Genomic DNA, 24009 nt, shown 5'->3' with positions numbered 1-24009 from the left:
GGCGTTACGACTAGGCCCTCTAGTTCATCGCGGCGCGCGAAGGTTTCAGCCTTGCCATCTGCTTCACCGTGGCCTGCAGTTCCTCGGCATTGAACGAGGGGAACGAGCAGATGCGGTTGCTGCAGGCGAACGCCGCGGGCTCGCCGAGATCGGGATATTCGACGTCGGGATTGGGCAGCTTGCCCTCGCGCAGGTCCAGCCACTCCAGGCGCTTGTAGCGGGCCGGCAGGGCGCGCGCGAGCGTATGCAGGGCCTGCGCGCGGGGCGCATCCTTGTGGCCGACGATCGTCATATGGGTCGGCTCGATCGCGAGTTCTTCGTCGGCGAGCAGCACGCCGGGCAGCGGGCGCATCATCCCGGCAGAGGCGCTGCTCGCATAGCGCATCGCATGCGAGGCGTGCTCGCGATAGGTTTCGTCGCCATAATAGCGGTTGAGCAGGTTCATGAAGCGCGCGACCTGCACCTGGTCATCCAGCAGTTTTGCCGGCTTTGCCAGCACGCCGGTTTTACCTTCCGCCGTCCTCGACGTTACGAAGCCACCGGCCTCGTCGCGAAAAGCCGCGACGAAATCGCCGGCCTTGGCTGCGGAGGTGAGCCAGTCGCGGTTGCCGGTGGCGGCGTAGAGATCGAGGAAGGCCTGGCCCATCGCCAGCGTGTCGCCGAGGAAGGGGCCGCCGCGATCCTTCTCGCCATGGCGGAATCCACCGCCCGGCAGCGCGCGGTTGGCGTTGACCCATTTCGCCGCGCGTTCGGCAATCGCCAGCGCTTTTGCGTCGTTGGTGACGTTGTAATAGGCGGCGAGAGCCGAGATCGCCCAGCCGTTCTCGCGCGCATACAGATTCTTGTCGATGCGCGGCATGCCGAGCTTGCGGCGCCCGGCATCATCAAGCGCATAATATTTGTGCCCGTCGGTGTCGTGATCGAGATCGGCATCCTGGCTGACATAGAACGCGCCGCTGGGGCTTGAGAGGAAGCCAGCGAGATAGCGTTCGATATTGCGGGCGGCCTTGAGATATTTCGGGTCCTTCCACAGCGCGTAGGCCTGGCTGTACTGCCGCAGATATTGCGCCTGGAACGACATGATCTTTTCGAAATGCGGACGGGTCCAGGAGCCGGCTTCGGAATATTGATACACGCCGCCCCACACCGGATCGATCAGTGCGATTGCGGCGTCCAGCGTCTGCCGCGCGCGCTTGATCGCAATGGCATCGCCGGCCTCGGCACGGGTGATTGCAAGATCCATGCTGTCGGCGTCGATGAATTTCTGGTTCTCGCCCCAGCCGCCGAGCTTTTCGTCATAGGACTCGTCGACATTCCTGGTTAGGTCCGCACGCTGCTGCTTGCTGAGGAACGCCGAGGCCGAAGGTTTGACTTCAAAGGCCTCGCCGACCGAAGGCCCGGGTGAGGGATCGTCGATGATGGCCTTGAGCAGCGCCTGCATCCGCTCGGGCTCGATATAGCCCCGGAGCTTGGCGATCTCGGTTCCATCGGGTCCGAACACGATCGTCGCCGGCCAGCCCCAATCGCCATAGCGGCTCGACAGATCCGGATTGGCGTCCTGGTCGACACGCACCGGCAGATATTTCGACGCCAGCAGATCCTTGACCTGCGGATCGGCATAGGTGGTCTTTTCCATGACGTGGCACCAGTGGCACCACACCGCCTCGAGATCGAGGATCACGAAGCGCTGTTCGGCGGCGGCGCGGGTGAACAGATCGTCGTTCCATTCGCTCCATTTGACGCCATCGGATGTGTGGGCCGAACCTGCCGCGAGCGCGGCAAGGGCGAAGGCGGCGAGGCGGACGAGTTTCATGGCGGCTTTCCGGAAGCGCTGGTGTCTCGACAGCTACGCGCGCGCCAAAATCCGGGCTCAGACTTATCCGCGATGTCACGGCATTGTGAGACCGCGGGGGCTGCTGACCCTCAGGCTGGCACCTCGTTGTACCCGGCGAATTTCATCAGCAGCCGGTCGAGGGAGGCGGCACCAGGGCCTGCGATCGCGAGCCACGTGAAGGCGGCGAAGTAGGTCATTTCCTCGAAGCCGAGCAGCGTTTGCAGCGAATCGACGTCGCCCCATTTGGCCGACTTGATCGCGACGAGCATGGTCACCGCCAGCATCGCGGCCGGGATCCGGGTGAACAGGCCGAGGATCAGCATGGCGCCGCCAAAGCACTCGACGCCTGATACGAAAGGGGTGAGGATTTTCGGAAACGGGATGCCCCAGCCGATAAAATTCTCGGTGACCTGCGGCAAATGGGTGAGCTTGCCCCAGCCGGCCAGCATGAAGGTGTAACCGACGACCAGCCGCATGATCAGCGGGCCGGCCCAGGAGAAATATGAGGCGATCTGTGCCGGCAACAGGATCAGAAGATTGACGATGAAATTCATGCGGGCCCCCTCCAATTATTATCGTGACGCGAGGCCGCACCGGCGGCCCCTCAAATCAAGTGCGCGCGAAAAACGCTGCGGCCGCGCAAGGCGGCAATCTGGTCATGGCAGGAGTTTCGCAACGGATAGCCCGCTTGTTACGGGGCGTTAGCCGAAATTTTGCAGTGCGGGGAACGTTTCCAGCAGCCAGATGCTGATGCTGGTGACGGCGCCGGTCAAGAAACCGATGCCGGTAATGACCATCAATACACCCATGGCGCGCTCGACGCTGGTGAGATGCCGCTTCATCCGCGCGAACAGCTCAGAGAATTGTTCGATCATGAAGGCGGCCAGTAGGAACGGAATTCCGAGCCCGAGGGAATAGACCGCGAGCAGGCCCGCGCCCTTGGTCACCGTGGCTTCGGCGGCGGCGATCGACAGGATCGCTGCGAGTATCGGCCCGATGCAAGGGGTCCAGCCGAACGCAAACGCAAGTCCCATGACATAGGCGCCCCACAGCCCGACTGGCTTCGGCGCGGTCAGCCGTCCCTCGCGCATCAACAGCCCGATGCGGGTCAGCCCCAGGAAATGCAGGCCCATGATGATGATGACGATGCCGGCGAGAATCGAGAGTTCTGCCGACCAGGCGCGGATCAGGCCGCCGATGATGGAAGCGCTGGCACCGAGCGCCACGAACACGGTGCTAAAGCCGAGCACGAACATCAGCGCCGCGGCCATCACCGCGCGTTTCGAGGCCTTCGTCGCCCCGTCATTGTTGACCTGCTCGATGGTCGCGCCGGTCAGGTAGATCAGATACGGAGGCACCAGCGGCAGCACGCAGGGCGACAGGAAGCTGACAAGTCCGGCAATCAGGGCCGCCGGGATGGAAACATCGTGCATTGCATGACCTTCGAGAACCGCCGCAAGGCATAGCGCCGTCTTGGCTGGTACGGAACAGGCAATCGATAAGTTTCGTCGGCTTCCGGCTCAACTCTGGTCACAGAGCCGTGTCCAAGGATATGACAAGGCATATGAACACGCCGGGATAGCCTCGCCGGTGAAACAGACGCTAGTATCGTTCCGTATTGCGGTAACCGACCCCGCGAACCAGGACCCCGCAATGCGCATCGGCATTCGCAACGCCATCTCGGCCCTCGTGCTGACGTCGATCGTCGTCAGCGCCGTCGGCGTGCATTTGCTGTGGTGGCGGACCGCCCAGCAGGTCAGCCAGACCCTTGCCGACACCATCAACGACCAGATCGTGTCGGCAGTCGGCGACGAACTGCAATCGATCACCTCGGAAGCGCGATCGTCCATGTCGGCGGTGCGCACCCTGTTGCTCGGAAAAGTGTTCGAGGCGCGCGACGCCGAGATGCGCGAGGTGGTCATCCGATCGCAGTTGCGGTCGCAACCGACCATTTCCTGGGTGGCGTTCGGATGGCCGGACGGGACGTTCTTTGCCGGGCACAAGCTTGGCAATGGCGTCATCGAAATGATCGAGATCGCGGGTGACCGAAAGGCGAAGATCAACCGTTATGAGTTCGGAGGTGGCGACACGCTGCTCAAGTCCAGCCGCGTCCAGGACACCAATTATTCCGTCACCGATCAGGAATGGTTCCGCGAGGTGGCCGGCTCCAACGACGAAAACTGGTCGACGCTGACGAGGCATCCCAACGGCGAACGTCTGGCGGCCGCCTTCGCAGCGCCGATCCAGGTCGATCAAAAACCCGCCGGCGTCATCGCCATCATCATCGAACTGACGCGGGTCTCAAACTTCCTGTCGCAGCTGACGGTCGGCAAATCGGCCGGCGCATTCATCCTCGATCGCGAGGGCGGCCTGGTCGCGGCGCCCGATCCGGATGCCAGCGAAGTGACGCCGCTGAAGACCGATCATCCGCTGTTTGCGGTCGCGGTGGATGCGATGAAGAATGCCGGCACCGCCTACAATCCCGGCGAAGGCGAGCCGCTGAAGCGCCAGGTGACGCGGGACGGCAAGGTCTATCAGGCGGTGCTGACGCCGATCTCGTTTCCGGGCTGGTCGCTGGTCACAGTGGTGCCGGAGTCGGAATTTCTGGGTCCGGTACAGATGACGATCCGGAACCTGCTGATCGGGCTTGCGGTCCTGATCGTGATTGCCGGGCTGCTGTCGGCGTGGCTCGCCCAGCGCCTGATCGCCGCGCCGCTGATCAAGGTGGTGGGCGAGATCAGGCATGTCGAGCGCTTCGATCTGGACAAGGTCGAGCGCCATCCGTCGCGGCTGACCGAGATCGAGAACCTGTCAGGCGCCATCGGCGACATGGCGCAGGGGCTGGCCGCGTTCCGCAAATACATCCCCGCTGATCTGGTGAAGCGGTTGATCAGCGACGGCAACGGCGCGCGCCTCGGCGGCGCGGTGCGGCCGATGAGCGTGATGTTCATCGATCTCGCCGGCTTCACCGGCATCTCGGAGCGGCTCGGCGACCGCATCATCCCGCTGCTGTCGCGTTATTTCGATTCCGTCTCGGCGCAGATCCAGGCGCAGGGCGGCACCATCGACAAATTCATCGGCGATGCCGTGATGGCGTTCTGGGGGGCGCCAACGCCGAACCCCGAACACGCCGTCGATTGCTGCCGCGCCGCTCTGGCCTGCCAGCGTGCGATGGCAGAGGTCGGTCTGGTCGACGACCATGGCCAGCCGGTCAAGATCCGCATCGGCATCAATTCCGGCGACATGCTGGTCGGCAATATCGGGTCTGAGGTGCGGCTGAACTACACCGTGATCGGCGACGCCGTGAATATTGCGAGCCGGCTGGAAGGCACCAACAAGGTCTACGGCTCCACCATCATCATCGGCCCCGAAACGCGGCGTCTTGCCGGCGACCGCATCGTGGTGCGCGAACTCGATCGCCTGGCGGTCTACGGCCGCGCCGGGGGCCTGCAAATCTACGAATTGCTTGCTATGGCGGACGAGGGCGGCGGTGCGATCGACTGGGTGAAGGCCTATGAAGCCGGACTCGCATGCTGGCGGGCGCGCGAATTCACGGCCGCGATCAGGGCGTTCGAACAGGTGATGAAGTTCAAGGATGATGCGGCGGCATCGGTCATGATCGCGCGCTGCAGGGAGCAGCTCGAGAATCCGAGCGACCAGGAATGGGACGGCACGACCGTCGCCAAATCCAAGTAGGCGCCAAAGCCGCCAAACGGGTGCCGGCCGCGTTACGCGATACTGCCGGCATCCCGCACGATTCGCCGAGGTTTTTTCCAAATACCCTTGCGCGGGCTTTCCGTTTTGTTCATACATTTGGACAAACAGAGCGGCAGATACCTCAACTGCACAAAACAAAAAAACTGGGAGAAGTGCGCCATGAAGACTGGGTTCATCAGCCGGCGCGTGTTCTTGCAATCCTCCAGAGCAGCGGCCGCGGGCCTGGTGCTGTCGCCGGCCATTATCGGGCGGGCGCAGGCCGCCACGCTGAAACTGAAATGTTCGTCCTCGCTGCCGAACGATCCCAAATATGCCAACGGCCGGGTCTATTACGACAATTTGGTCAAGAGCCTGAAGGCGAATGGGCTCGGCGAGCAGATCGACGTCACGTTTTTCCCGGACAATCAGCTCGGTCAGGAAATCGACGTCATCAATTCCGTGAAACTCGGCGTGATCGACCTGATGCTGTCGGGTTCGTCGATCTCGGCCAATCTGGTGCCGCTGGTCGGCACCTTCGACCTCGGTTATCTCTTCTCCAGCTTTCCGCAGCAGACCAAGGCCTTCGAGGCCGGCGCGGCCAAGCCGATCGAGGACGCACTGCTCAAGGGCGGCAATATCCGGATCATCGCCTGGGCCTATAATTTCGGTTCGCGCAGCGTCCTGGCCAAGAAGGCCGTAAAGGGCCCCGAAGATCTGACCGGCCTCAAGATCAGAACCCTGCCGAACCCTGTTATCACCGAGTGTCTGCGCCTGATGGGTGCCGCCGCTACGCCGCTGGCGTTCGGCGAAATCTACACGGCGTTGCAGGCCGGCGTGCTCGACGGTCTCGAGCATGACCCGCCGACCATCCTCGCCAGCAAGTTCTACGAGACCTCCAAGCACTACGCGCTGACGCAGCATAATTTCTCGCCGCTCGCGATCTATTTCAGCGACGCGACGTTCAAGCGGATGGATCCGAAGCTGCGGGAAGGATTTCTCGACGCCGCCAATAAAGCGGCGGCCGATACCCGCGCCCACGGCCTTGAAATGGAAAAGGAAGCGCTCAGGAACCTCGTCGACAAGGGCGTCACGATCGTCGAATGCGACAAGGATGCCTTCCGCAAGCGCGTGCTTCCCCAGACCGACAATTTCATCAAGGCGCGCCCCGAGGCGAAGCCCGTGGTGGACATAATCCGCTCGACGCAGGCCTGAGGTAGCAGGGCATGTCAGTCGCGGTGCACGCGCCAAGCGGCGGCCTGCGGATATCAGCCGCACTTCTCGCGGTGAGCGACGTTACGGCGGCGGTGCTGCTGGTCGCTGACTTGCTGGTCGTCGTCGTATCCGTCCTGTTGCGCTTCCTGTTCAACGCGCCGGTCGAGTGGGCCGACGACGTCGCGCGCGGCCTCATGGTCGGGTCGAGCTTCTTCGGTGCGGCAAGTGCGCTGGCGCGGAGCGAAAATCTCGGCGTGGCGTTCTTCATCGACATGCTGCCTGCTGGCGCGAGGCGTGTGGTCGATTCCATGGGCGCGCTGCTAGTGACGATCATTTCCGCCTATGTCGCCTTCAACGCCATCAAGATGGGCTGGCTGACGACGGGACAGACCTCCGGCTCCGGACTGCCGCTGGAATGGACGTTCTATCCAATGGGCCTCGGCGCGCTGTTCATGACCGTGTTCGCGTTCGATCTGTTTTGCGGGCGTCCGGTGCGCGACATGGTCGCCGGTGTGGTAGCGACCGCCGCCATCGCCGGGCTCTATCTGGCGTGGGATTTCCTGGCGCCGGCATCCGTGCCGTCGTCGGGCACGTTGATGTTCGTCGGCTTCTTTATCACGCTGTTCGGCGGATTGCCGATCGGCTTTGCGCTGGCGCTGGCGGCGCTGATCTTCATCTGGGTGGAGGGCACGCTGCCCGGCGTGATCTTCGCCCAGCAGATGGCGCGCGGCATCGACAATTTCGTGCTGCTCGCGATCCCGTTCTTCATCCTCGTCGGCTACCTGATGGAAGCCAACGGCATGTCGGTGCGGTTGATCGAGTTGCTGCAGCGGGCGGTGGGGCGCATGCGCGGCGGGCTCAACGTCGTGATGGTGATGTCGATGGTGCTGTTCTCGGGGATATCCGGCTCCAAGATGGCCGATGTCGCAGCCGTCGGCTCGGTGCTGATTCCGGCCGCACGGCGCTCCCGGCAGAACCCGGGCAACGCGGTGGCGTTGCTGGCGGCCTCCGCCGTGATGGCGGAAACCATTCCTCCCTGTATCAATCTGATCATCCTCGGCTTCGTCGCCAATCTGTCGATCGGCGGCCTGTTCGTCGCGGGCCTGCTGCCGTCGGCCCTGATGGCATCGGCCCTGATCATCCTGTCGATCATCCTCGGCAAGCGACCGCCGCCGATTGAAGAGTCCGAGCCGCAGATCCCGGTTTCCGGCCTGTGGAGCGGTGCGATTGCCTCGTTCGGGCTGATCTTCATGATCTTCTTCGGCTTCAAGAGCGGCTTTGCGACCGCGACCGAGATTTCGGCCTTTGCCGTCGTGTACGCGATCGTGGTTGGAAGCGTCGTGTTTCGCGAGCTCAGCTTCAAGTCCGCCGCGCATAGTTTCGTGCAATCGGCGACGCGTTCGGGGCTGGTTCTGTTCATCGTCGCCGCCGCGCAATCGCTGGCGTTCGTTCTGACCCTGCAACAGGTGCCGCATATGGTCGGCGACATCATGCTGTCGCTGTCGGCGTCGCAGGGCGTCTGGCTGTTCATGCTGCTGTCGATCGTGGTGCTGATCGTGATGGGGTCGGTGCTGGAAGGCGCTGCCGCGCTGATCATCTTCGGGCCGCTGCTGCTGCCGGTGGCAGTCAAGCTCGGCATCGATCCCTTGCATTTCGGCGTGGTGCTCGTGATTTCCATGGGGGTGGGTCTGTTCGCGCCACCGCTTGGCCTTGGGCTCTATGGCGCCTGCCTGATCGGCAAGGTGCCGATCGAACAGACCATCAAGCCGATCATGGGTTATCTCGGCCTGCTGATGCTATGCCTGCTGGTAATCGCGTTCGTGCCCTCGATCAGCACGGCGCTGCCGCGCGCGTTCGGATACTGACGTGAAAGTCCTGCTTACCCATACATCGCAGGCGAGGGCGCAATATTACGGGGCGCGCAGCCTGAGCGGATTGCAGGCGATCGCGCAGGTGCAACTGCACGAGGGTGACAATGCGCTGGATGCGTTCGGCTTGATCAACGCCGCACGTGACGTCGAAATTATCGTCGCCGACCGGCTTACCGCCGGGCCCGGCGAGATATTTGCGCGGCTGCCAAAGCTGCGCGCCTTCGTTCGCTGCGCGGTCGACATTCGCAACATCGACGTCGAGCAGGCTTCGCGCGCGGGCGTGCTGGTCACCCAGGCCGGACCCGGCTTCGTCCAGTCGGTGGCCGAACTCGCTGTGGGATTGATGGTCGACCTGTCGCGCGGCGTCTCGCGTGCCAGCGCCGACTATCATGCCGGCCGGAAGCCGAAGGTTATCATGGGCCGGCAACTGGCCGGCAGCCGCATCGGAATCATCGGATATGGCAGCATCGGCCGCTACCTTGCCGGGATTGCCAAAGTGCTGGGCATGGAAGTTTTGGTCGCCGATCCCTTTGCGAGTGTGAGCGAGCCTGACATCCAGCATCTGCCGCTCGACGATCTGCTCGGCCGCTCCGACTTTGTCGTTTGTCTCGCGGTCGCCAATGACGCGACAGAAAATCTGATCGGGCAGGCGGCGCTGGCGCGGATGCAGCCGCATGCGTTCTTCATCAATCTGTCGCGCGGCAATCTCGTCGACGAGGCGGCGCTGACCGCGGCCCTGCGCGAGAAGCGGATTGCGGGCGCCGCAATGGATGTCGGCCGCGCGCTGGACCAGATGCCGACGCCGGAACTGGCACAACTGCCTGATGTGATCGCAACGCCGCATATCGGCGGGCTGACGCCGCCTGCGATCGAAAGCCAGTCGCTGGAAACGGTCCGGCAGGTCGAGAAGATCATCGCGGGCGAGATTCCGGTCGGCGCCGTCAATGCCATCAGCTGGATGCGACGTCCTTGATGCTCTGCAGCATTCATGGCTATCCAGACGCCTCGGCGCTTGAACAGTTGCGAAAGCTCTTGACCCCGTCATTCCGGGATGGTCCGAAGGACCAGACCTCAGATGTGCAATTGCACATCGGGGAATCTCGAGATTCTCCTCGCACTTCGTGCGCCCCGGAATGACATCACAATGCGTCTTCCCTTCTTTTACGGCTGGATGATCGTCGCGGTGACGTTCGTCACCATGGCGATCGGCGTCAATGCGCGGACCGCGTTCTCGCTGTTCTTTCCGCCGATCATCTCCGAATTCGGCTGGGAACGCGGCCTCACCGCAGGCGCCTTCTCGTTCGGTTTCGTGGTCTCCGGCGGCGTCAGCCCGTTGATCGGCCGCTTGATGGACCGTCACGGCCCGCGCGCGGTGATGGAACTCGGCGTCGCCCTGATGGGCGCGGGCCTGCTGCTGGCGCCGCTGACGACGCAGCCCTGGCATCTCTATCTCACCATCGGCGTGCTGGTCGGCGCGGGAAGTGTGTGTCTTGGCTATTCCGGCCAATCGCTGTTCGTGCCGAACTGGTTCATCCGCCGCCGCGGCCTTGCGATGGGGCTGGCGTTTGCCGGCGTCGGTATCGGTTCGGTGACCTTGCTGCCCTGGGTGCAGCATATGATCGAGCAGACCGGCTGGCGCACCGCCTGCACCGCGATGGGCATCGTGGTCCTGGTCGTGCTGGCGCCGATCAATCTGTTGCTGCGGATGCGCCCCGAAGATATCGGGCTGCTGCCGGATGGCGACGCCGCGCGACGGCGACTTCAGCAAAACCGGTCTCGAACATCGTCGATCCGGTCTGGGCCGCCACCGACTGGACCTTGCGGCGCGCGCTGCGCACCGCGCGATTCTGGTGGATCTGCCTCGGCTATTTCTGCGGCCTGTATGTCTGGTACGCGGTGCAGGTGCACCAGACCAAGTTCCTGCTCGATATCGGCTTCTCGGCCAATGTCGCGGTCTGGGCGCTCGGCGTGGTCAGCCTGCTCGGCATTCCCGGCCAGATCTGGCTCGGGCATCTCTCCGACCGGATCGGGCGTGAATGGATATGGGCGATCAGCTGCCTGGGCTTTGCGATTTGTTTTGCGGCGCTGATCGGACTGAAATTCGCGCCGGTATTGCCGCTGGTCTATCTGATGATCGTGACCCAGGGCGTGCTCGGCTACGGCCTGACCTCGGTGATGGGCGCGGTGGTGCTCGAAATCTTCCAGGGCAAGCAATATGGCAGCATTTTCGGCACCATGATGCTGGCGGCGCTGGCCGGCGGCGCGGCCGGCCCGTGGGCGACCGGGTTTCTGTTCGACCGCTACGGCAGCTACACGCTGGCCTTTGCGATCGGCATCGCCGTGAGCGCCTTGTCGGCGTTCGCGATCTGGCAGGCATCACCGCGCAAGATCCGCGCGGTCGCGGGGCAGCTGCACAAGATGCAAGGCGGCGGTTAGAATAGTTATGCCGACGCCGCGCCGATGGCGCGCTGCAGGTCGCCGATGGCGCGCAGAAAACTGTCTGATGGCGTGGTCTCGGGATCGATCAGGCGGTGCAGGCGGAAGCCGTCTTCCATCGCGAGAACGATAGCGCCCCACCAGACCGGATCGAGCATTGGATTCACGCCGCTGTTCTTCGCCGTGGTCTCGACAATGTCGGCGATCAATTTTCGGCGAGCGCGCAGCCGCTTGGCGAGTTCAGGCCGGCGCTTCTCGGCGCGCGCCACGAACAGGATCATCTCCATGTGCAGCAAGGGCGAGCGGCCGAGCGGATCCTGCTGGCTGCGGTCCATGGTCTTCAGCGCGTCGATGAAATCCGGCAGGCTTTTGTGCTTCGCGAGCAGATCGTGAAGGCGCAGAATCGATTGCTCGACGTGATTTTCGAGCATGGCGATGATCAACTCGTCCTTGCTCGTGAAATTCGAATAGAATGCGCCGCGCGAGAAGCCGGCCGCCGCGGCAATGGTTTCGATGCTGGCGCCGCCGATGCCCTGTTCCTCGAACACGCGCGCCGCCGCCTCGAACAGCTTCTCACGGGTATCGTCCCGGGTAGGTCTGGTTCGCAACCTTGACATCGGCCCATTTTAGGTCAGAATGCAACTCAATACAACAGTGTATCGAGTTGCGTTGGCCGGATCACGACATCCGGCAACTGAAAACGCGATACGCTGACAAAGCCAATAAAAACTGCGGTGTGGAAACCAATCGAGGTCATCATGAACGAGCACGTTCAGGCTGCGACGAGCGAACCGCTTTTCAATCCATTGTCGCCCGAGTTCATCCGCAATCCCTATCCGCATTACGAGCGGATGCGCAACACCGATCCCGTGCACCTGACGCCGCTCGGCCTCTATGTCGCCAGCCGGCACGCCGAGTGCAGTCTGGTGATCCGCGACAAGCGCTTTGGCAAGCAGCATGTCGAGCGCACGATCCGGCGCTATGGGCCCAACATCATGGAGGAACCGGCCTTTCGCAGCCTGGGCCTCATGATGCTGCAGCAGGATCCACCTGACCATACTCGTCTGCGCGGACTGGTGGTGAAGGCATTCACCGCGCGCCGGGTCGAGGACATGCGCCCGCGCATCCAGCAAATCGTCGACGAGACGCTCGACCGGATCATCCCGCAGGGGAAGATGGACCTGATCGAGGATTTCGCCTTCCGCCTGCCGGTGACCGTCATCTGCGACATGCTCGGCATCCCCGAAGAGCATCGCGAGGCATTCTACACCAGGGCGCGCGGGGGTGGCCGCATTCTCGATCCGGTGCCGTTGTCGCCGGAGGAGATCAAGCAGGCCAACGAAGGCACAATGATTTCCGAGATGTATTTCCAGCAACTGTTCGAGTTGCGGCGAAAAAGCCCCGGCGACGATCTCACCACGCAGCTGGTGCAGGCGGAGGAAGACGGTCACAAGCTCTCCAACGAGGAACTGACGGCCAACATCATCCTGCTGTTCGGCGCCGGCCACGAGACGACCGTCAACCTGATCGGCAATGGTCTGCTGGCGCTGCATCGCAATCCGGACCAATTGGCGCTGCTCAAGGCCAGGCCCGAGCTCATGACCAATGCGGTCGAAGAGTTCCTGCGCTACGATTCCTCCGTGCAGCTGACCGGCCGGGTGGCGCTGGAAGACATCGACGACCTCGGCGGCAAGCGGATTCCAAAAGGCGAGACCGTGCTGTGCCTGCTGGGTTCGGCCAACCGCGATCCGGCGGTCTACCCCGATCACCCCGAGCGTCTCGATATTGTCAGGCCCAATGTGAAACCGCTGTCCTTTGGCGGGGGCATCCACTTCTGTCTCGGCGCCCAACTGGCGCGCATCGAGGCGGAGATCGCGCTTTCCACCCTGCTACGCCGGATTCCCGACCTGCGGCTGGATGACGCGGTGAACCCGGAATGGCGGCCGACCTTCGTGCTCCGGGGCCTGAAGCATCTGCCGGCAAGCTGGTAACCATATCGCCTCGACATCGACGAGCCCTCAGGTTCTGAATAAATCGGAACCGGCGGGACTATGGCGCTGATGCCGCTGTGACTTCGCCATACTTCACTCTATATATTGGGCTGCTCCGGCCCTGAGTTCGCGTGGCGCGGTCTGTGCCGGAGCGGTTCATGGGGAGACACCGTGCAGACGACGCTGCTCGGCCTGGCAATCGCCTTTATCATTGCGCTGGTGGCCGCGCTTATCGGGCCGTATTTCATCGACTGGAATCAATTCCGGCCGCAGTTCGAGGCCGAAGCGAGCCGGATTATCGGCGCGCCGGTGCGCGTCGGCGGCAAGCTCGACGCGCGGCTGTTGCCGGCCCCGTCGTTGCAGCTGCGCGGGGTGACGGTCGGCGGCGCCAACGACCTTGGCAAGGTGCGCGCCGACAAACTCGACGTCGAATTCAGCCTGGGTTCGCTGATGCGCGGCGAAGTGCGTGCCACCGAGCTTTCCATCAACGGCATGTCGCTCGATCTCGGGCTCGATCCAAAGGGCCGGATCGACTGGCCGGCCTCGACCGGAACGCTCAATCCGGGTTCGCTGGCGATCGATCGGCTCAATCTCACCGGCCGGATCGCGCTGCACGACGCTGCCAGCCGCAGCACCCTCGAACTGAACGACATCGCCTTTTCCGGCGATGTGCGTTCGCTGGCGGGCTCGATCCGTGGCGACGGCAATTTCGTGCTGTCGGGCACGCGCTATCCGTTTCGGGTTTCTTCCGGCCAGACCGCCGACGGCAACGGCACCCGTGTCCATCTGAACATCGATCCCGGCCCGAACACGCTTTCGGCCGATCTCGACGGCATATTGTCTTTCGAGACGCGGGCGCCGCGTTTCGACGGCACGATGGTATTGGCGAGTCCGCCCCGCCCAAAGGCCGGCGACTTCGATACGTCGCCGCCATCCTGGCGTGTCAGCTCCCGCGTCAAGGCCGATTACTCAACCGCACGGCTCGATGCGCTCGAAGTGACGTATGGCGCGGACGAACGCGCGCTGAAACTGGCGGGCAACGGCGACGTGCGCTTCGGCACCTCGCCGCTGCTGCGGGCTTCGCTCGCTGCGCGCCAGCTTGATGCCGACCGATTCTTCGCCAAGGACAGCAAGGACGTTGTCGCCACCGAACCGGTCCGTGTGCTGCCGGCGGTGCGCGCGCTGATGTCGGGCCTTCCGCAAGTCCCGATCGCGGCGCAGATCGGATTAGCCTCCGAGCAGGTGATGCTGGGCGGCCGTCCGTTGCAGGACATCGCTGCCGAACTGCATGGCGATGCGAAATCCTGGAGCGTACGCAAGCTGGAGTTTCGCGCGCCGGGCACGACGCGGGTCTCGCTGAGCGAGGCAATCGCAAAAGGCGCGTCGCCGGATCAGTTCAAGGCCGCGCTCAACGTCGACTCGTCAGATCCCGACGCGTTGATGACCTGGCTGCAGGGCCGCGGCGACATCGGCTATCGCAGCCAGAAGCCGTTGCGGCTGCGCGGCGACGTCACCATCGCGCCTGATGGATTTGCCATCGATGCGATGAAGGCCGAGATCGATGGCGGCGCCGTTGAAGGCCGTATCGCGGTGTCACACCGGCAAGCGGGCAGCGGCTCGAAGATCACGGCGGAGTTGAAGGCCGAGCGCCTCGACCTCGATGCGGCCACGGCATTGGCGCGTTCGCTGGCCGGCCCGCAGGCCGAATGGCCGGACGAAGGGCGGCTGTCACTGGATATCGGCCGCGCCATTTCCGCCGGCCAGGAGTTGCGGCCGCTGGTGGCCAGGCTTGGTTACGGACCGAAAGCGTTTTCGCTCGACCAGTTGAATATCGGCCAGCCTGACAAGGTCGCGTTGGAAGGCATCGGCCGTTTCGATCGCTTCGCTTCGATAGGGAAGCTGGAGTTTCATTCGACGGCGTCGTCGTTTGGCCAGATCACCGCGCTGGTGGCGCCGTTTGCGCCGTCGCTGGCCGCGCGGCTTAATGCGATGGGGGCGAGCCCGGGGCCTGCGCGCGTCAAACTCGCGCTCGAACTCAACAAGAGCGCCGGGCAGGCCGATCTTGCCAACGCGCGCGCGGTGGTCGACATCGAGGCGCCGCAGCTCAAGGGTATCACCACGATCACCGCAAAGCCGGCACTGACGGCGATCCAGGGCATCGATCTGCAGGCGCTGGGGCGCAGCGAAATCGGGATTGATTCGAAGATGTCGTCGGGGCAGGGCCGTGCCTTGCTGGCGCTGCTGGGGCTGGATCGCGCGATGACCGCCGGCGACGGCCCGGCGCAATTCGAAGGCTCGGCGACGGGGGCATGGGGTGGATCGCTGCGGCTCAAGGCGAAGATCTCCGGAAAGGGCCTGGACGCCGATGCCGACGGTACGGCGGAGCCATGGGCGCAGGAGGCCAAGGGCAGTTTCTCCCTGAAAGTTCGCAGCGCCGATTTCGGGCCGTTGCTCGACCTCAAGCCGACGGACACGCTGGCACAGAATATCGGCCTGTCTTCGCGCGTGTCGCTCGCAGGCAACAAGCTCACGTTCGACGATCTCGACAGCAGCATTGCCGGTTCACGGCTGCGCGGACACGTCGCGGTTACCTTGGGCGATGAAAAAAATATCGAAGGTGAAATCGGCCTCGACCAAATCGCGCTGGCGCCGGCCTTTGCGTTGGCGATGGGGGCTGCCGGACACGATGCGGCGGAGCCGCTCACCGCGGGGCTGGTCAAGGGCTGGCGCGGAAAGGTCGCGTTCCAGGCATTGCGTGGCTTGCTGCCGGGCGGCACCGAATTGCAGCCGGTGAGCGGGATTGTGAAGAGCGACGGCCAGTCGCTGACCTTCGATTCCATCAAGGGCAAGATCGGCGGCGGCGAGGCCACGGCCACGATCGACGCCAGGCAGGCCCCAAATGGCATAGCGCTGAACGCGAGCGTGCAGCTCGTTAGCGTCGATGGCACGGCGCTGCGCTATCGCAATCTGGCGATGCCCGGCGGCCGCGCGTCGCTGCAGATGGCGTTGGCAAGCCAGGGCCGCAGCGCAGCGGCGCTCACGGGCGCACTCTCCGGCAGCGGAACCGTGACGCTGGAATCCGCGAGGATTGCCGGGCTCGATCCGCGCGCCTTTGAGGTGGCGGTTCGCGCCAGCGATGGCGGCCAGGCCAAGGACGATGCGAGGCTGAAGCAAATCGTCGAACCGGCGCTGCTGGCCGGCGCATTGTCGGTCGGCTCGGCGCAAATCCCGTTCAACATCCGGGATGGCCGGCTGCGCGTCGGCGCCACCACGCTCGACGCCAATGGTGTGCGCGCCACCGTCTCCGGCGGCTATGACATTCCGGCCGATCAGGCCGACATCCGCGCCGCGCTGGCGCTGACGATGGTGGGGCCCGCGACCGGCCGCCCCGAAATTCAATTGTTTGCCGTGGGCACGCCCGATGCGCTCAATCGCAGCGTCGATGTGACGGCGTTGTCTTCCTGGCTGGCGGTACGGACGATCGATCACGAAACACGAAGGCTGGATGCGATCGAGCGTGGCGAACCGCCGCCGCCGATGCCGGCGCCGATATCGTTGCCGCCGGATGCGGTGGTGCCATTAGCGCCGGAAGCGGCGTCGCCGAGCGAGGCGCTGTCGCCAGTGCCGGTGCCCGGCCGCGATCCGCGCCGGCCGCCGGCAGCGAAGCCAAAGGCCGCCACACCGCCGCGCCCGCCGGCGCCGGTTGCCACTGCGCCTGCGCCCGCGCCAAATCCGCCCGCGCCGCTGGCGAGCCAGCCGCAGGTTGCGCCGCTGCCGCCGCCGATCGAAGTCAGGCCGGCGCCCGGTGCTGCGCCGGTAGCCAAGCCGAGGCCGAAGCCGCCGCTGTCGCTGACGCCGCAGGTCGCCAATCCACCGCCGCGGCCGGCACTGCAGAATAATTAGAGCACGATCTCGCGCTGGATTCCGATCGCCTGCAGAAATGCCTGGTCGTGGCTGATCACGATCAGCGCGCCGTCGAATCCACGTAGCGCATGTTCCAGCTCCTCGATCGAGGCGAGATCGAGGTGGTTGGTCGGCTCATCCAGCAGCAGCATGAAGGGCGGTTGAGGTCTTGCGAACACGCAGGCTATTCCCGCGCGCAGCCGCTCGCCGCCGGACAGCGTGCCGGCGATTTGCAGCGCCGCACGGTTGCGGAAGGCAAAGCGGGCGAGGGCGGCGTGCGCCTCGTTGCCGATCAGCTCCGGATTGAGGCGGCGCAGATTGTCGAGGATCGATGAAGCCGGATCAAGCAGCCCGACATGCTGGTCGAGCACGGCGATGCGATCGGTCGGGCGGGTTATGTCGCCGCTCACCGCGCTCAGTTCGCCTGTGATCAGTCGGAACAGCGTGGTCTTGCCGGACCCGTTGGCACCGCGGATCGCGATCCGCTCGGGCCCGCGCGCCTCGAACGACAGCGGGCCGAACAAAGCGCGACTTTCAAAAGACATCATCACGTCCTTGAAGGCGATGAGTTCACGCCCACGGGGCAGGTTGGTCTCGGGTAAGTCGATCGCGAGCGGCGTCAGGACTTCCACTTTGGCGCGGGCCTCTTCGAGCGCGTCGGTTCGGTCGCCGAGCAGGCGATCGGCAAGACGACCCTCGCGGGCGCTGCTCGCTTCCGCGATCTGCTTTTGAGCACCCAACAATATCCTTGCCTGGCTGCCCGAGCGTGCGTAGGCGCGACCGACGCTGTCGCGGCGTGCCTTCTTCTCGCGTGCCTTCTGTATAGAGCGTTCGGTGTCGCGCAGCGCGTCCGACGCGCGCTCGAGCTCGGCTCCCGCGCGTGCCCGGGCGGCATCGCGCGCCTCGGCGAAGGTGGACCACGCGCCGCCAAACACGGTAATGCCGACCGGCGTCAGTTCGACGATGCGGTCGACGCGCTCCAGCAGCGCGCGGTCGTGGCTGGCGACGAGCGCGCCGCCCTGCCAGCGTTCGAGCAGTTGCGCCACCGCTTGCCGTCCATCGGCGTCGAGATTGTTGGTGGGCTCATCGAGCAACAGCAGGTCCGGCGCCTCGATCAAGAGGCGCGCCAGCGCGACGCGCGTTCGTTCGCCGCCGCTCAGCGAGGCGACCCCGCGATCGAGCGGCATCGCGGGCAGGCCGGTTTCGACCAGCGCGGTCTGCAATCTCGCTTCCAGCGCCCAGTCGGCATCCGCGGCATCGTCGAGCGAGCCCTCACCGCGTTCGAGACGGCGCAGGCGGGCGAGGTCGCCGGCAACACCGAGCGCTTGCGCGACCGTCTGCCGGTCATCCGCCAGCTGCGCGAGCATGCCGATCGAGCCGATGCGTTGCACGGATCCGCCGGCAGGTTCGCTCTCGCCCGCGATCAGGCGCAGCAGGGTGGATTTGCCGGAGCCGTTGCGGCCGACGAGCCCCGTCCGCTCGCGCCCAAGCGCAAGCGTCAGTCCGTCGAACAGTGGCCGGCCGTCAGGTGTATTGAGGGAAATCGAATCCAGAATGAGAAAGGCGGGCATGAAGAGCTTCCGAAATGGACAGGGATCGCGGCGCGGTGTGCATTGCGATGTCCATTGCTCTCTCCATGTGTCCGTGTGGCTGGATCGGCATTTCCTAGAAACTTGCCGGCCCCAAGGCAAGGGCGTCCTCGCCGGTCTCTCCGATTTGTGAGGACGCCCCGACCAAGTCGGGGAATGTACGGTGCGCAGCGGGGTTGATGGATACGGCTGGAGGAATTCCTACCCCTCGAGAGCAGGAGGCGCGCGTGGTCAAATCCGTGATCAGGTTAGTAACACTGGCAATGTCCTTGATGGCGCTGGCCGTTGCGTCACCACCGGTTCCAGCCTTTGCCGCCGGAGGTGGCGGCGCCGATTCACCGATGGCGACGACCCCACCGCCGGAAACCAGGTCGGCGCCGCGGCCCGCCAGAAGCAGCACCCAAAAGGCCAAGAAGAAAGCCAAGGAAACCAGCCTCGGCGACCCCGCCTTTATCCAGGGGTATCGTGCAGCCTATGCGACGATCTATGACCGCAACGAGTATGCCGGCGCCATCGAGCAGCTGAAGGCGCTCGGCCACGACGATCATCCCAACGTGGCCAATCTGATCGGCTACTCCTATCGCAAGCTCGGTGACTACAAACTGTCGCAAGCCTGGTACGAGCGCGCGCTCAAGGCGGATCCGAACCACGTGCTGACCTGGCAGTACTACGGCCTGTGGCAGATCGAACAGGGCAACCGAGATTCTGCGCAATATCATTTGAGCCGGATCGCTGCGATCTGCGGCACCGACTGCACGGAGTATCGTTCGCTCGCGGCCGCGCTTGAGAAGCCGCCCGGTTCGAGCCTCGTCTATTGAGGTGTGCGAGACAATCGCCGCGGGCATATTCCCTTGCGAGAAGCGCCTGCGGCTAGTTTGGGCTGGCGATCAGCTTACAGCCCAACGAAATGCGTTCTAGCTTTGCGGTCTGGCCTCGGGAGCAGCTGCGGCCGCCGGCATCGCGCGGGTGCGGAAATAGTCCAGCACGAACAGACGTATCGCCGAGGACAAATTGCCCTGCTGGCGGTTGCTGTCGATCTCGCCGACCAGTTCGGACAGCGTCATGTTCCGCAGGCCCGAGATTTCCTTCATGCCGTTCCAGAACGCCTCTTCGAGGCTGACGCTGGTCTTGTGGCCGGCGACCACGATCGAGCGCTTGACGACCGGCGACTTCATGATGCGTCTCCGCCGTCGATGCGATGTTGATCCAGCAAGTTCCCGGCGCGATCCTTGGCCTGCTCGTCGAGCGCGCGTTCGGATTTGGTACGGCCGAACCGCGCGCGGTTGGCGTCGGCCTGCTTGGCCGAGGCTTCGCGCTCGTTGCGCTTCTTGAAGCGCTTCAGGTTGACCACGTCCCCCATGCTCGCCTCCATCATCCGGCGACTTGAAGGTATGAAAATCCATTACGTATGCAAACGTGATCACGCCGCGCGCGTGCAAAATCGATAGTCATCAGAATCCCCGTGTAGCGCTCTCTGATAGCATCAAAAAATAAGTTTCGCTCTGCGAAAACCAAATAATTTGTGCTCGTACCTTGTGTCCGCGAGATGGCGATAGATGAGCAAACTCAATCTTTGGGAGTTATGATCAATAATCACGTCACGCACGTCCGTAGTTTACCGGGGTCGCGCGACCGTTAGCCCGGGTGTGTCATCTTGTCGGGCTGGACCAGGCGATCGAACTCGGCCGCAGTAACGAACCCAAGCCGCACAGCCTCTTCTTTCAACGTGGTTCCGCGCGCATGCGCCGATTTGGCGACCTTGGCGGCGTTGTCGTAACCGATCTTGGGCGCGAGCGCCGTCACCAGCATCAGTGAACGCTCCATCAAATCGCGGATGCGCTTTTCGTCGGCGCGTATTCCCACCACGCAATGCTCGGTGAAGGAGCGAACCACGTCCGACAACAATTGGATGGAATTCAACATACAATATGCCAGCACGGGCTTGTACACGTTCAGCTCGAAATGGCCCTGGCTGCCGGCAACCGTAATGGCTGTCTGGTTGCCGAACACCTGGCAGCAAACCATCGTCAGCGCTTCGCATTGGGTCGGATTGACCTTGCCCGGCATGATCGACGAACCCGGTTCGTTTTCGGGCAGGATCAATTCGCCGAGGCCGGAGCGCGGGCCCGATCCCAAGAGGCGAATATCGTTGGCGATCTTGAACAGGCCGGTTGCCACCGAGTTGATCGCGCCATGCACCAGCACATAGGCGTCGTTGGAAGCCAGCGCCTCGAACTTGTTGGCGGCACTCGTGAACGGCAGTTTTGTAATCTTGGCGACGTGCCTTGCGAATGTCCTCGCGAACTTCGGCTTCGAGTTGAGGCCGGTGCCCACAGCGGTGCCACCTTGCGCCAGCGGGAATAGATCCTTCACCGCCACGCGCAGCCGTGCGATGCCGCTTTCCACCTGTGCGGCGTAGCCGGAAAATTCCTGACCCAGCGTCAGCGGCGTCGCATCCTGGGTATGGGTGCGGCCGATCTTGACGATCCTGGCGAACGCCTTTTCCTTCTTGCGCAGTTCGCGATGCAATTCGCTCAGGGCCGGGATCAGATCGTCAATAATGCGTCCGGCGGCGGCGATATGCATCGCGGTCGGGAATGAATCATTCGACGACTGGCTCATATTAACGTGATCGTTGGGATGAACCGGCTTCTTGGCGCCGAGGTCGCCGCCGAGCATCTGGTTGGCGCGGTTGCCGATCACCTCGTTGAGATTCATGTTGGTCTGGGTGCCCGAACCGGTTTGCCAGACCACCAGCGGAAAATGATCGTCGAGCTTGCCCTCGATCACCTCGCGCGCGGCGCGGGTGATGGCAGTGGCGCGGCGCGCGTCGAGCAGGCCGAGATCGCGGTTGGTCAGCGCGGCGACGAGCTTGACGATGCCGAGCGCATGGACGAGCGCGGTCGGCATGCGGTCATGGCCGATGCGGAAATTCTGCCGCGAGCGCTCGGTCTGCGCGCCCCAATAGCGATCGGCGGGGACGTCAATGGGCCCGAAACTGTCGGTTTCGCTGCGGGTGGATTTGGATCGCTTGGGTGTCGCTCGTCGGGCCATCAATGAATTCCGTTACGCGTGGATGCGGAACGGTCATTGTAGCGCGCCGCGGATTTTCCCGCGCGTAGATTGTCTCCAGTTATTTCTTGCGGAAACGATCGAGCCGCACCACTTCCGCGCCCTCGCTCGGCTTGGCCGGCTCGTCCTTGCTCTCGTCCTTGCTTTCGGCGGCTGTAGCCGGTGCAGGAACGGGCAGGCTGGGGGCTGCGGGAACGGCGGTCAGGTTGGCGGTGGGCGTTTCGGCGGCCTCGTCGGATGGCTCGAATTGCAGCCCGAACTTCACCGAAGGATCGAGGAAGCTCTTGATCGCCGCGAACGGAACCACCAGCCGCTCGGGGATGCCGCCGAACGACAGGCCGACCTCGAAGCGATCCTCGCTCACCACCAGATCCCAGAACTGGTGCTGCAGGATGATGGTCATCTCTTCCGGATATTGCGCCAGCAGCCGCGGCGACAGTTTGACGCCGTCGGCGGTAGACAGGAAGGTGATGAAGAAATGATGCTCGCCGGGCAGCCCGTGTTCGGCGGCGTCGGTCAGCACGCGGCGCAGCACCCCGCGCAGCGCGTCGCGCGCCAGCACGTCATAACGGATGTGGTCGGTCGCCATGGTGGTCCTGTCACGTTGAGATGGGTGGCACTGCCGGTCGCCCGACTCGCCATTTTGACCCATGCTACCCCGGCGGGGGCCGCAGGTCAGCAGGCGTCATGAGTGGAATTTCCGGCAGAAGCGTTCCGCCGGGCGGCAAATCGCAAGAAAACTGGCAAGAAAACTCACAAGAAAATCTCGCAGGAAAAGCAGGCGCAAATAAAGTGGAGGCTTCTGTTGCCAGGTGCCTCCGAACCCCGCCTAGCGGAGCTTAACCCACCAGGACTTTAGACTTGGTTTTTCAAACTGCGTTACGCAGCCTGAGCAACCGGAGCATAGTTGTCGTTTGCAACTATTGCATAGCCCGATAACGGCGGAACCATACCGAGAAAAAACACGCCCTTTACGCCCTCGTCGATCCTGTTTCGCCCCCGCCGAAACCCGCCTTCAAAGGGGTGGGCTTGGGTGGAGGCGCCGGGTACTGCCCCCGGGTCCGAATGGTTTATTGCGACGGCAATTTATTTCCATAGCCGGCGAACCGGCACCCCTAATATAGGGGGCAAAGGCTGAGAAAAATAGTGCCGGGATGGGCGTGGAAAGCGCGGGAACCGGCCGAATTGGGATTGGCCCTGGCGGTACCGCCGTTCTAGATTTTGGGCCATGCCTTTGAAATCCATGCCTTCGAAATCCCCGGCTTCGGAATCCCCGCCGGCCGCCGTCCCGGCGCCGGATCTTCCTGCATCGCACCCGCCAAACCAGCCTGGCCTGCTTGAGCTGTTCGTGGCGTTCGCGAAAATGTCGCTGGCTGGCTTCGGCGGGGTGCTGGTCTGGGCCCGGCGCGGCATCGTCGACCAGCACCGCTGGATGACGGCGGAAGAATTCAACGAAACCTTCGCGCTGTGCCATTTTCTGCCAGGGCCCAATATCGTCAACCTGTCGGTCGTGTTCGGCTCGCGCTTTCGTGGCATTGCCGGCGGCATCGCGGCCTTTGCCGGGCTGGTCGGCCCGCCCATGGTGATCGCCACGATCCTCGCGGCGCTGTACGCGCGCTACGGCGAGATCGACGCGCTGCGGCGGATCCTGGCCGGCGTCTCCTGCGCGGCAGTCGGGCTTCTGATGGCGGTCGTCTTCAAGATGACGATGCCGCTGATCAAAAAGCGCGACCTGGTCGGGCTCGTGATCCTGCTCGCGGTGTTCATTGCGATCGGCCTGCTGCGGCTGCCGCTGCAGACGGTGCTGCTGGTGGCGGTCCCGCTCAGCCTCGGCATTACCTATTTTCTGCGCCAGCGGGTGGCCGCATGAATTCGGACGACAATCCGATTTCGACGCTCGTTTGGACTTTCGGTTTGATGTCGCTGTTTGCGGTTGGCGGCGCGAATTCGGCCATACCCGAGATGCACCGGATCGCGGTCGACGTTCACCACTGGATGAATGACAAGCAATTCGCCGACATCTTCGCCATCTCCCAGCTCTCGCCGGGGCCGAACGTGCTGATCGTGACCCTGATCGGCTATTCCGTCGCTGGGGTGGCCGGCGCGCTGGCGGCGACCCTGGCGATGTGCGGCCCGACCGCCGTCCTTGCCTATTATGTGAGCCGCCTTTTGCAGCGGTCGAGCCAATCCCGCTGGCCCGCCATTATCCAGGCGGCCCTTGTTCCGCTTTCGATCGGCCTGATGGGCGCCAGTGGCCTGATTTTGGCGCTGACTTCGGACCTTAGCTGGGTGGCCGGCCTGATTACGGCGGCCGCCGCGGTTCTGGCCTTTGCGACGCGGCTCAATCCGGTCTGGATATTGCTGGCCGGAGGTGCTTTGGGTTTTGCTGGCGTTGTCTGAGGAAA

Annotated in this window: 18 protein-coding genes, 1 other RNA gene and 1 pseudogene; 10 read left to right on the top strand and 10 right to left on the bottom strand. The window is 63.8% G+C overall.

The genetic code is table 11. From position 1 onward, the window contains the following. Window positions 1-19: 19 nt before the first annotated feature. The 3 genes from JQ629_RS03000 to JQ629_RS02990 form a co-directional block, all read right to left on the bottom strand. Window positions 20-1813, bottom strand: a complete 1794-nt coding sequence (locus JQ629_RS03000; RefSeq protein ID WP_212411078.1) for a thioredoxin domain-containing protein — start codon at window positions 1811-1813, stop codon at window positions 20-22. A 110-nt stretch (window positions 1814-1923) separates the two neighbouring features. Further along, entirely contained in the window at window positions 1924-2388 is a 465-nt protein-coding gene (locus JQ629_RS02995; RefSeq protein WP_212411076.1) for a DoxX family protein, read from the bottom strand. 147 nt (window positions 2389-2535) lie between these two features. Continuing rightward, window positions 2536-3267, bottom strand: coding sequence for a cytochrome c biogenesis CcdA family protein (locus tag JQ629_RS02990; RefSeq protein WP_212389945.1), 732 nt, complete (start codon window positions 3265-3267; stop codon window positions 2536-2538). 157 nt (window positions 3268-3424) lie between these two features. On the opposite strand from JQ629_RS02990, the gene JQ629_RS02985 reads away from it, so the two are divergent. From JQ629_RS02985 to JQ629_RS02965, 5 genes and pseudogenes are all read left to right on the top strand, one after another. Then, window positions 3425-5530, top strand: coding sequence for an adenylate/guanylate cyclase domain-containing protein (locus JQ629_RS02985; RefSeq protein ID WP_349631205.1), 2106 nt, complete (start codon window positions 3425-3427; stop codon window positions 5528-5530). Window positions 5531-5710: 180 nt separating this feature from the next. Then, window positions 5711-6742 (top strand): TRAP transporter substrate-binding protein, encoded by a 1032-nt coding sequence (locus tag JQ629_RS02980; RefSeq protein ID WP_212411074.1) that lies wholly within the window; start codon window positions 5711-5713, stop codon window positions 6740-6742. A gap of 11 nt (window positions 6743-6753) precedes the next feature. Further along, window positions 6754-8607, top strand: a complete 1854-nt coding sequence (locus tag JQ629_RS02975) for a TRAP transporter large permease (RefSeq protein WP_212411072.1) — start codon at window positions 6754-6756, stop codon at window positions 8605-8607. Window position 8608: 1 nt separating this feature from the next. After that, the gene (locus tag JQ629_RS02970) at window positions 8609-9586 is read left to right on the top strand and encodes an NAD(P)-dependent oxidoreductase (RefSeq protein ID WP_212411070.1); all 978 of its coding nucleotides are present in this window, start codon (window positions 8609-8611) and stop codon (window positions 9584-9586) included. A gap of 171 nt (window positions 9587-9757) precedes the next feature. Further along, a pseudogene (locus tag JQ629_RS02965) lies at window positions 9758-11049 on the top strand (MFS transporter). A gap of 5 nt (window positions 11050-11054) precedes the next feature. On the opposite strand, the gene JQ629_RS02960 reads toward JQ629_RS02965, so the two are convergent. Further along, on the bottom strand, window positions 11055-11666 hold the full coding sequence (locus JQ629_RS02960; RefSeq protein WP_212411068.1) for a TetR/AcrR family transcriptional regulator: 612 nt from the start codon (window positions 11664-11666) through the stop codon (window positions 11055-11057). Between the two features lie 141 nt (window positions 11667-11807). On the opposite strand from JQ629_RS02960, the gene JQ629_RS02955 reads away from it, so the two are divergent. Next, on the top strand, window positions 11808-13040 hold the full coding sequence (locus JQ629_RS02955) for a cytochrome P450 (RefSeq protein ID WP_212411066.1): 1233 nt from the start codon (window positions 11808-11810) through the stop codon (window positions 13038-13040). 171 nt (window positions 13041-13211) lie between these two features. Then, window positions 13212-16943, top strand: a complete 3732-nt coding sequence (locus tag JQ629_RS02950) for an AsmA family protein (protein ID WP_212411064.1) — start codon at window positions 13212-13214, stop codon at window positions 16941-16943. Here JQ629_RS02950 and JQ629_RS02945 read toward each other — a convergent pair. Beyond that, window positions 16940-18514 (bottom strand): ABC-F family ATP-binding cassette domain-containing protein, encoded by a 1575-nt coding sequence (locus tag JQ629_RS02945; protein ID WP_212411062.1) that lies wholly within the window; start codon window positions 18512-18514, stop codon window positions 16940-16942. The genes JQ629_RS02950 and JQ629_RS02945 overlap by 4 nt on opposite strands. Before the next feature lie 245 nt (window positions 18515-18759). On the opposite strand from JQ629_RS02945, the gene JQ629_RS02940 reads away from it, so the two are divergent. Next, the gene (locus tag JQ629_RS02940) at window positions 18760-19350 is read left to right on the top strand and encodes a tetratricopeptide repeat protein (protein WP_349631204.1); all 591 of its coding nucleotides are present in this window, start codon (window positions 18760-18762) and stop codon (window positions 19348-19350) included. A gap of 96 nt (window positions 19351-19446) precedes the next feature. Here the strand turns inward: JQ629_RS02940 and JQ629_RS02935 are convergent, their stop codons facing one another. From JQ629_RS02935 to ssrA, 5 genes are all read right to left on the bottom strand, one after another. Then, the gene (locus JQ629_RS02935) at window positions 19447-19707 is read right to left on the bottom strand and encodes a ribbon-helix-helix domain-containing protein (RefSeq protein WP_212206970.1); all 261 of its coding nucleotides are present in this window, start codon (window positions 19705-19707) and stop codon (window positions 19447-19449) included. Further along, window positions 19704-19892: a DUF4169 family protein gene (locus tag JQ629_RS02930; RefSeq protein WP_192738001.1), complete on the bottom strand. Its 189-nt coding sequence runs from the start codon at window positions 19890-19892 to the stop codon at window positions 19704-19706. Before JQ629_RS02930 ends, JQ629_RS02935 begins: the two co-directional genes overlap by 4 nt. A 275-nt stretch (window positions 19893-20167) precedes the next feature. After that, entirely contained in the window at window positions 20168-21586 is a 1419-nt protein-coding gene (gene fumC / locus JQ629_RS02925; protein WP_212411059.1) for a class II fumarate hydratase, read from the bottom strand. A 79-nt stretch (window positions 21587-21665) separates the two neighbouring features. Further along, window positions 21666-22193: an SspB family protein gene (locus JQ629_RS02920; RefSeq protein WP_212266443.1), complete on the bottom strand. Its 528-nt coding sequence runs from the start codon at window positions 22191-22193 to the stop codon at window positions 21666-21668. A 202-nt stretch (window positions 22194-22395) separates the two neighbouring features. Then, window positions 22396-22754: a transfer-messenger RNA gene (gene ssrA, locus JQ629_RS02915) on the bottom strand. A gap of 93 nt (window positions 22755-22847) precedes the next feature. Between ssrA and JQ629_RS02910 the strand changes: the two genes are divergently transcribed. After that, complete coding sequence (locus JQ629_RS02910; protein ID WP_212411057.1) at window positions 22848-23474, top strand: chromate transporter; 627 nt, start codon at window positions 22848-22850, stop codon at window positions 23472-23474. Beyond that, window positions 23471-24004: a chromate transporter gene (locus tag JQ629_RS02905; RefSeq protein ID WP_212411055.1), complete on the top strand. Its 534-nt coding sequence runs from the start codon at window positions 23471-23473 to the stop codon at window positions 24002-24004. Before JQ629_RS02910 ends, JQ629_RS02905 begins: the two co-directional genes overlap by 4 nt. Window positions 24005-24009 lie beyond the last annotated feature (5 nt).

Origin of the sequence: Bradyrhizobium sp. AUGA SZCCT0222, from assembly GCF_018130205.1 — a bacterium.
GTDB lineage: Bacteria > Pseudomonadota > Alphaproteobacteria > Rhizobiales > Xanthobacteraceae > Bradyrhizobium.
The sequence above is the reverse complement of the archived record's forward strand: the minus strand, read 5'-3'. Positions and strand labels throughout refer to the sequence as shown.

Excerpts from the sequence above, each read along its gene's own strand:
- JQ629_RS02945 (WP_212411062.1), bottom strand. The coding sequence starts at position 18,514 with ATGCCCGCCTTTCTCATTCTGGATTCGATTTCCCTCAATACACCTGAC.
- JQ629_RS02960 (WP_212411068.1), bottom strand. The coding sequence starts at position 11,666 with ATGTCAAGGTTGCGAACCAGACCTACCCGGGACGATACCCGTGAGAAG.
- JQ629_RS02930 (WP_192738001.1), bottom strand. The coding sequence starts at position 19,892 with ATGGGGGACGTGGTCAACCTGAAGCGCTTCAAGAAGCGCAACGAGCGC.
- JQ629_RS02905 (WP_212411055.1), top strand. The coding sequence starts at position 23,471 with ATGAATTCGGACGACAATCCGATTTCGACGCTCGTTTGGACTTTCGGT.
- JQ629_RS02995 (WP_212411076.1), bottom strand. The coding sequence starts at position 2,388 with ATGAATTTCATCGTCAATCTTCTGATCCTGTTGCCGGCACAGATCGCC.
- JQ629_RS02980 (WP_212411074.1), top strand. The coding sequence starts at position 5,711 with ATGAAGACTGGGTTCATCAGCCGGCGCGTGTTCTTGCAATCCTCCAGA.
- JQ629_RS02955 (WP_212411066.1), top strand. The coding sequence starts at position 11,808 with ATGAACGAGCACGTTCAGGCTGCGACGAGCGAACCGCTTTTCAATCCA.
- JQ629_RS02975 (WP_212411072.1), top strand. The coding sequence starts at position 6,754 with ATGTCAGTCGCGGTGCACGCGCCAAGCGGCGGCCTGCGGATATCAGCC.
- JQ629_RS02920 (WP_212266443.1), bottom strand. The coding sequence starts at position 22,193 with ATGGCGACCGACCACATCCGTTATGACGTGCTGGCGCGCGACGCGCTG.
- JQ629_RS02910 (WP_212411057.1), top strand. The coding sequence starts at position 22,848 with ATGCCTTCGAAATCCCCGGCTTCGGAATCCCCGCCGGCCGCCGTCCCG.
- fumC (WP_212411059.1), bottom strand. The coding sequence starts at position 21,586 with ATGGCCCGACGAGCGACACCCAAGCGATCCAAATCCACCCGCAGCGAA.
- JQ629_RS02990 (WP_212389945.1), bottom strand. The coding sequence starts at position 3,267 with ATGCACGATGTTTCCATCCCGGCGGCCCTGATTGCCGGACTTGTCAGC.
- JQ629_RS03000 (WP_212411078.1), bottom strand. The coding sequence starts at position 1,813 with ATGAAACTCGTCCGCCTCGCCGCCTTCGCCCTTGCCGCGCTCGCGGCA.
- JQ629_RS02935 (WP_212206970.1), bottom strand. The coding sequence starts at position 19,707 with ATGAAGTCGCCGGTCGTCAAGCGCTCGATCGTGGTCGCCGGCCACAAG.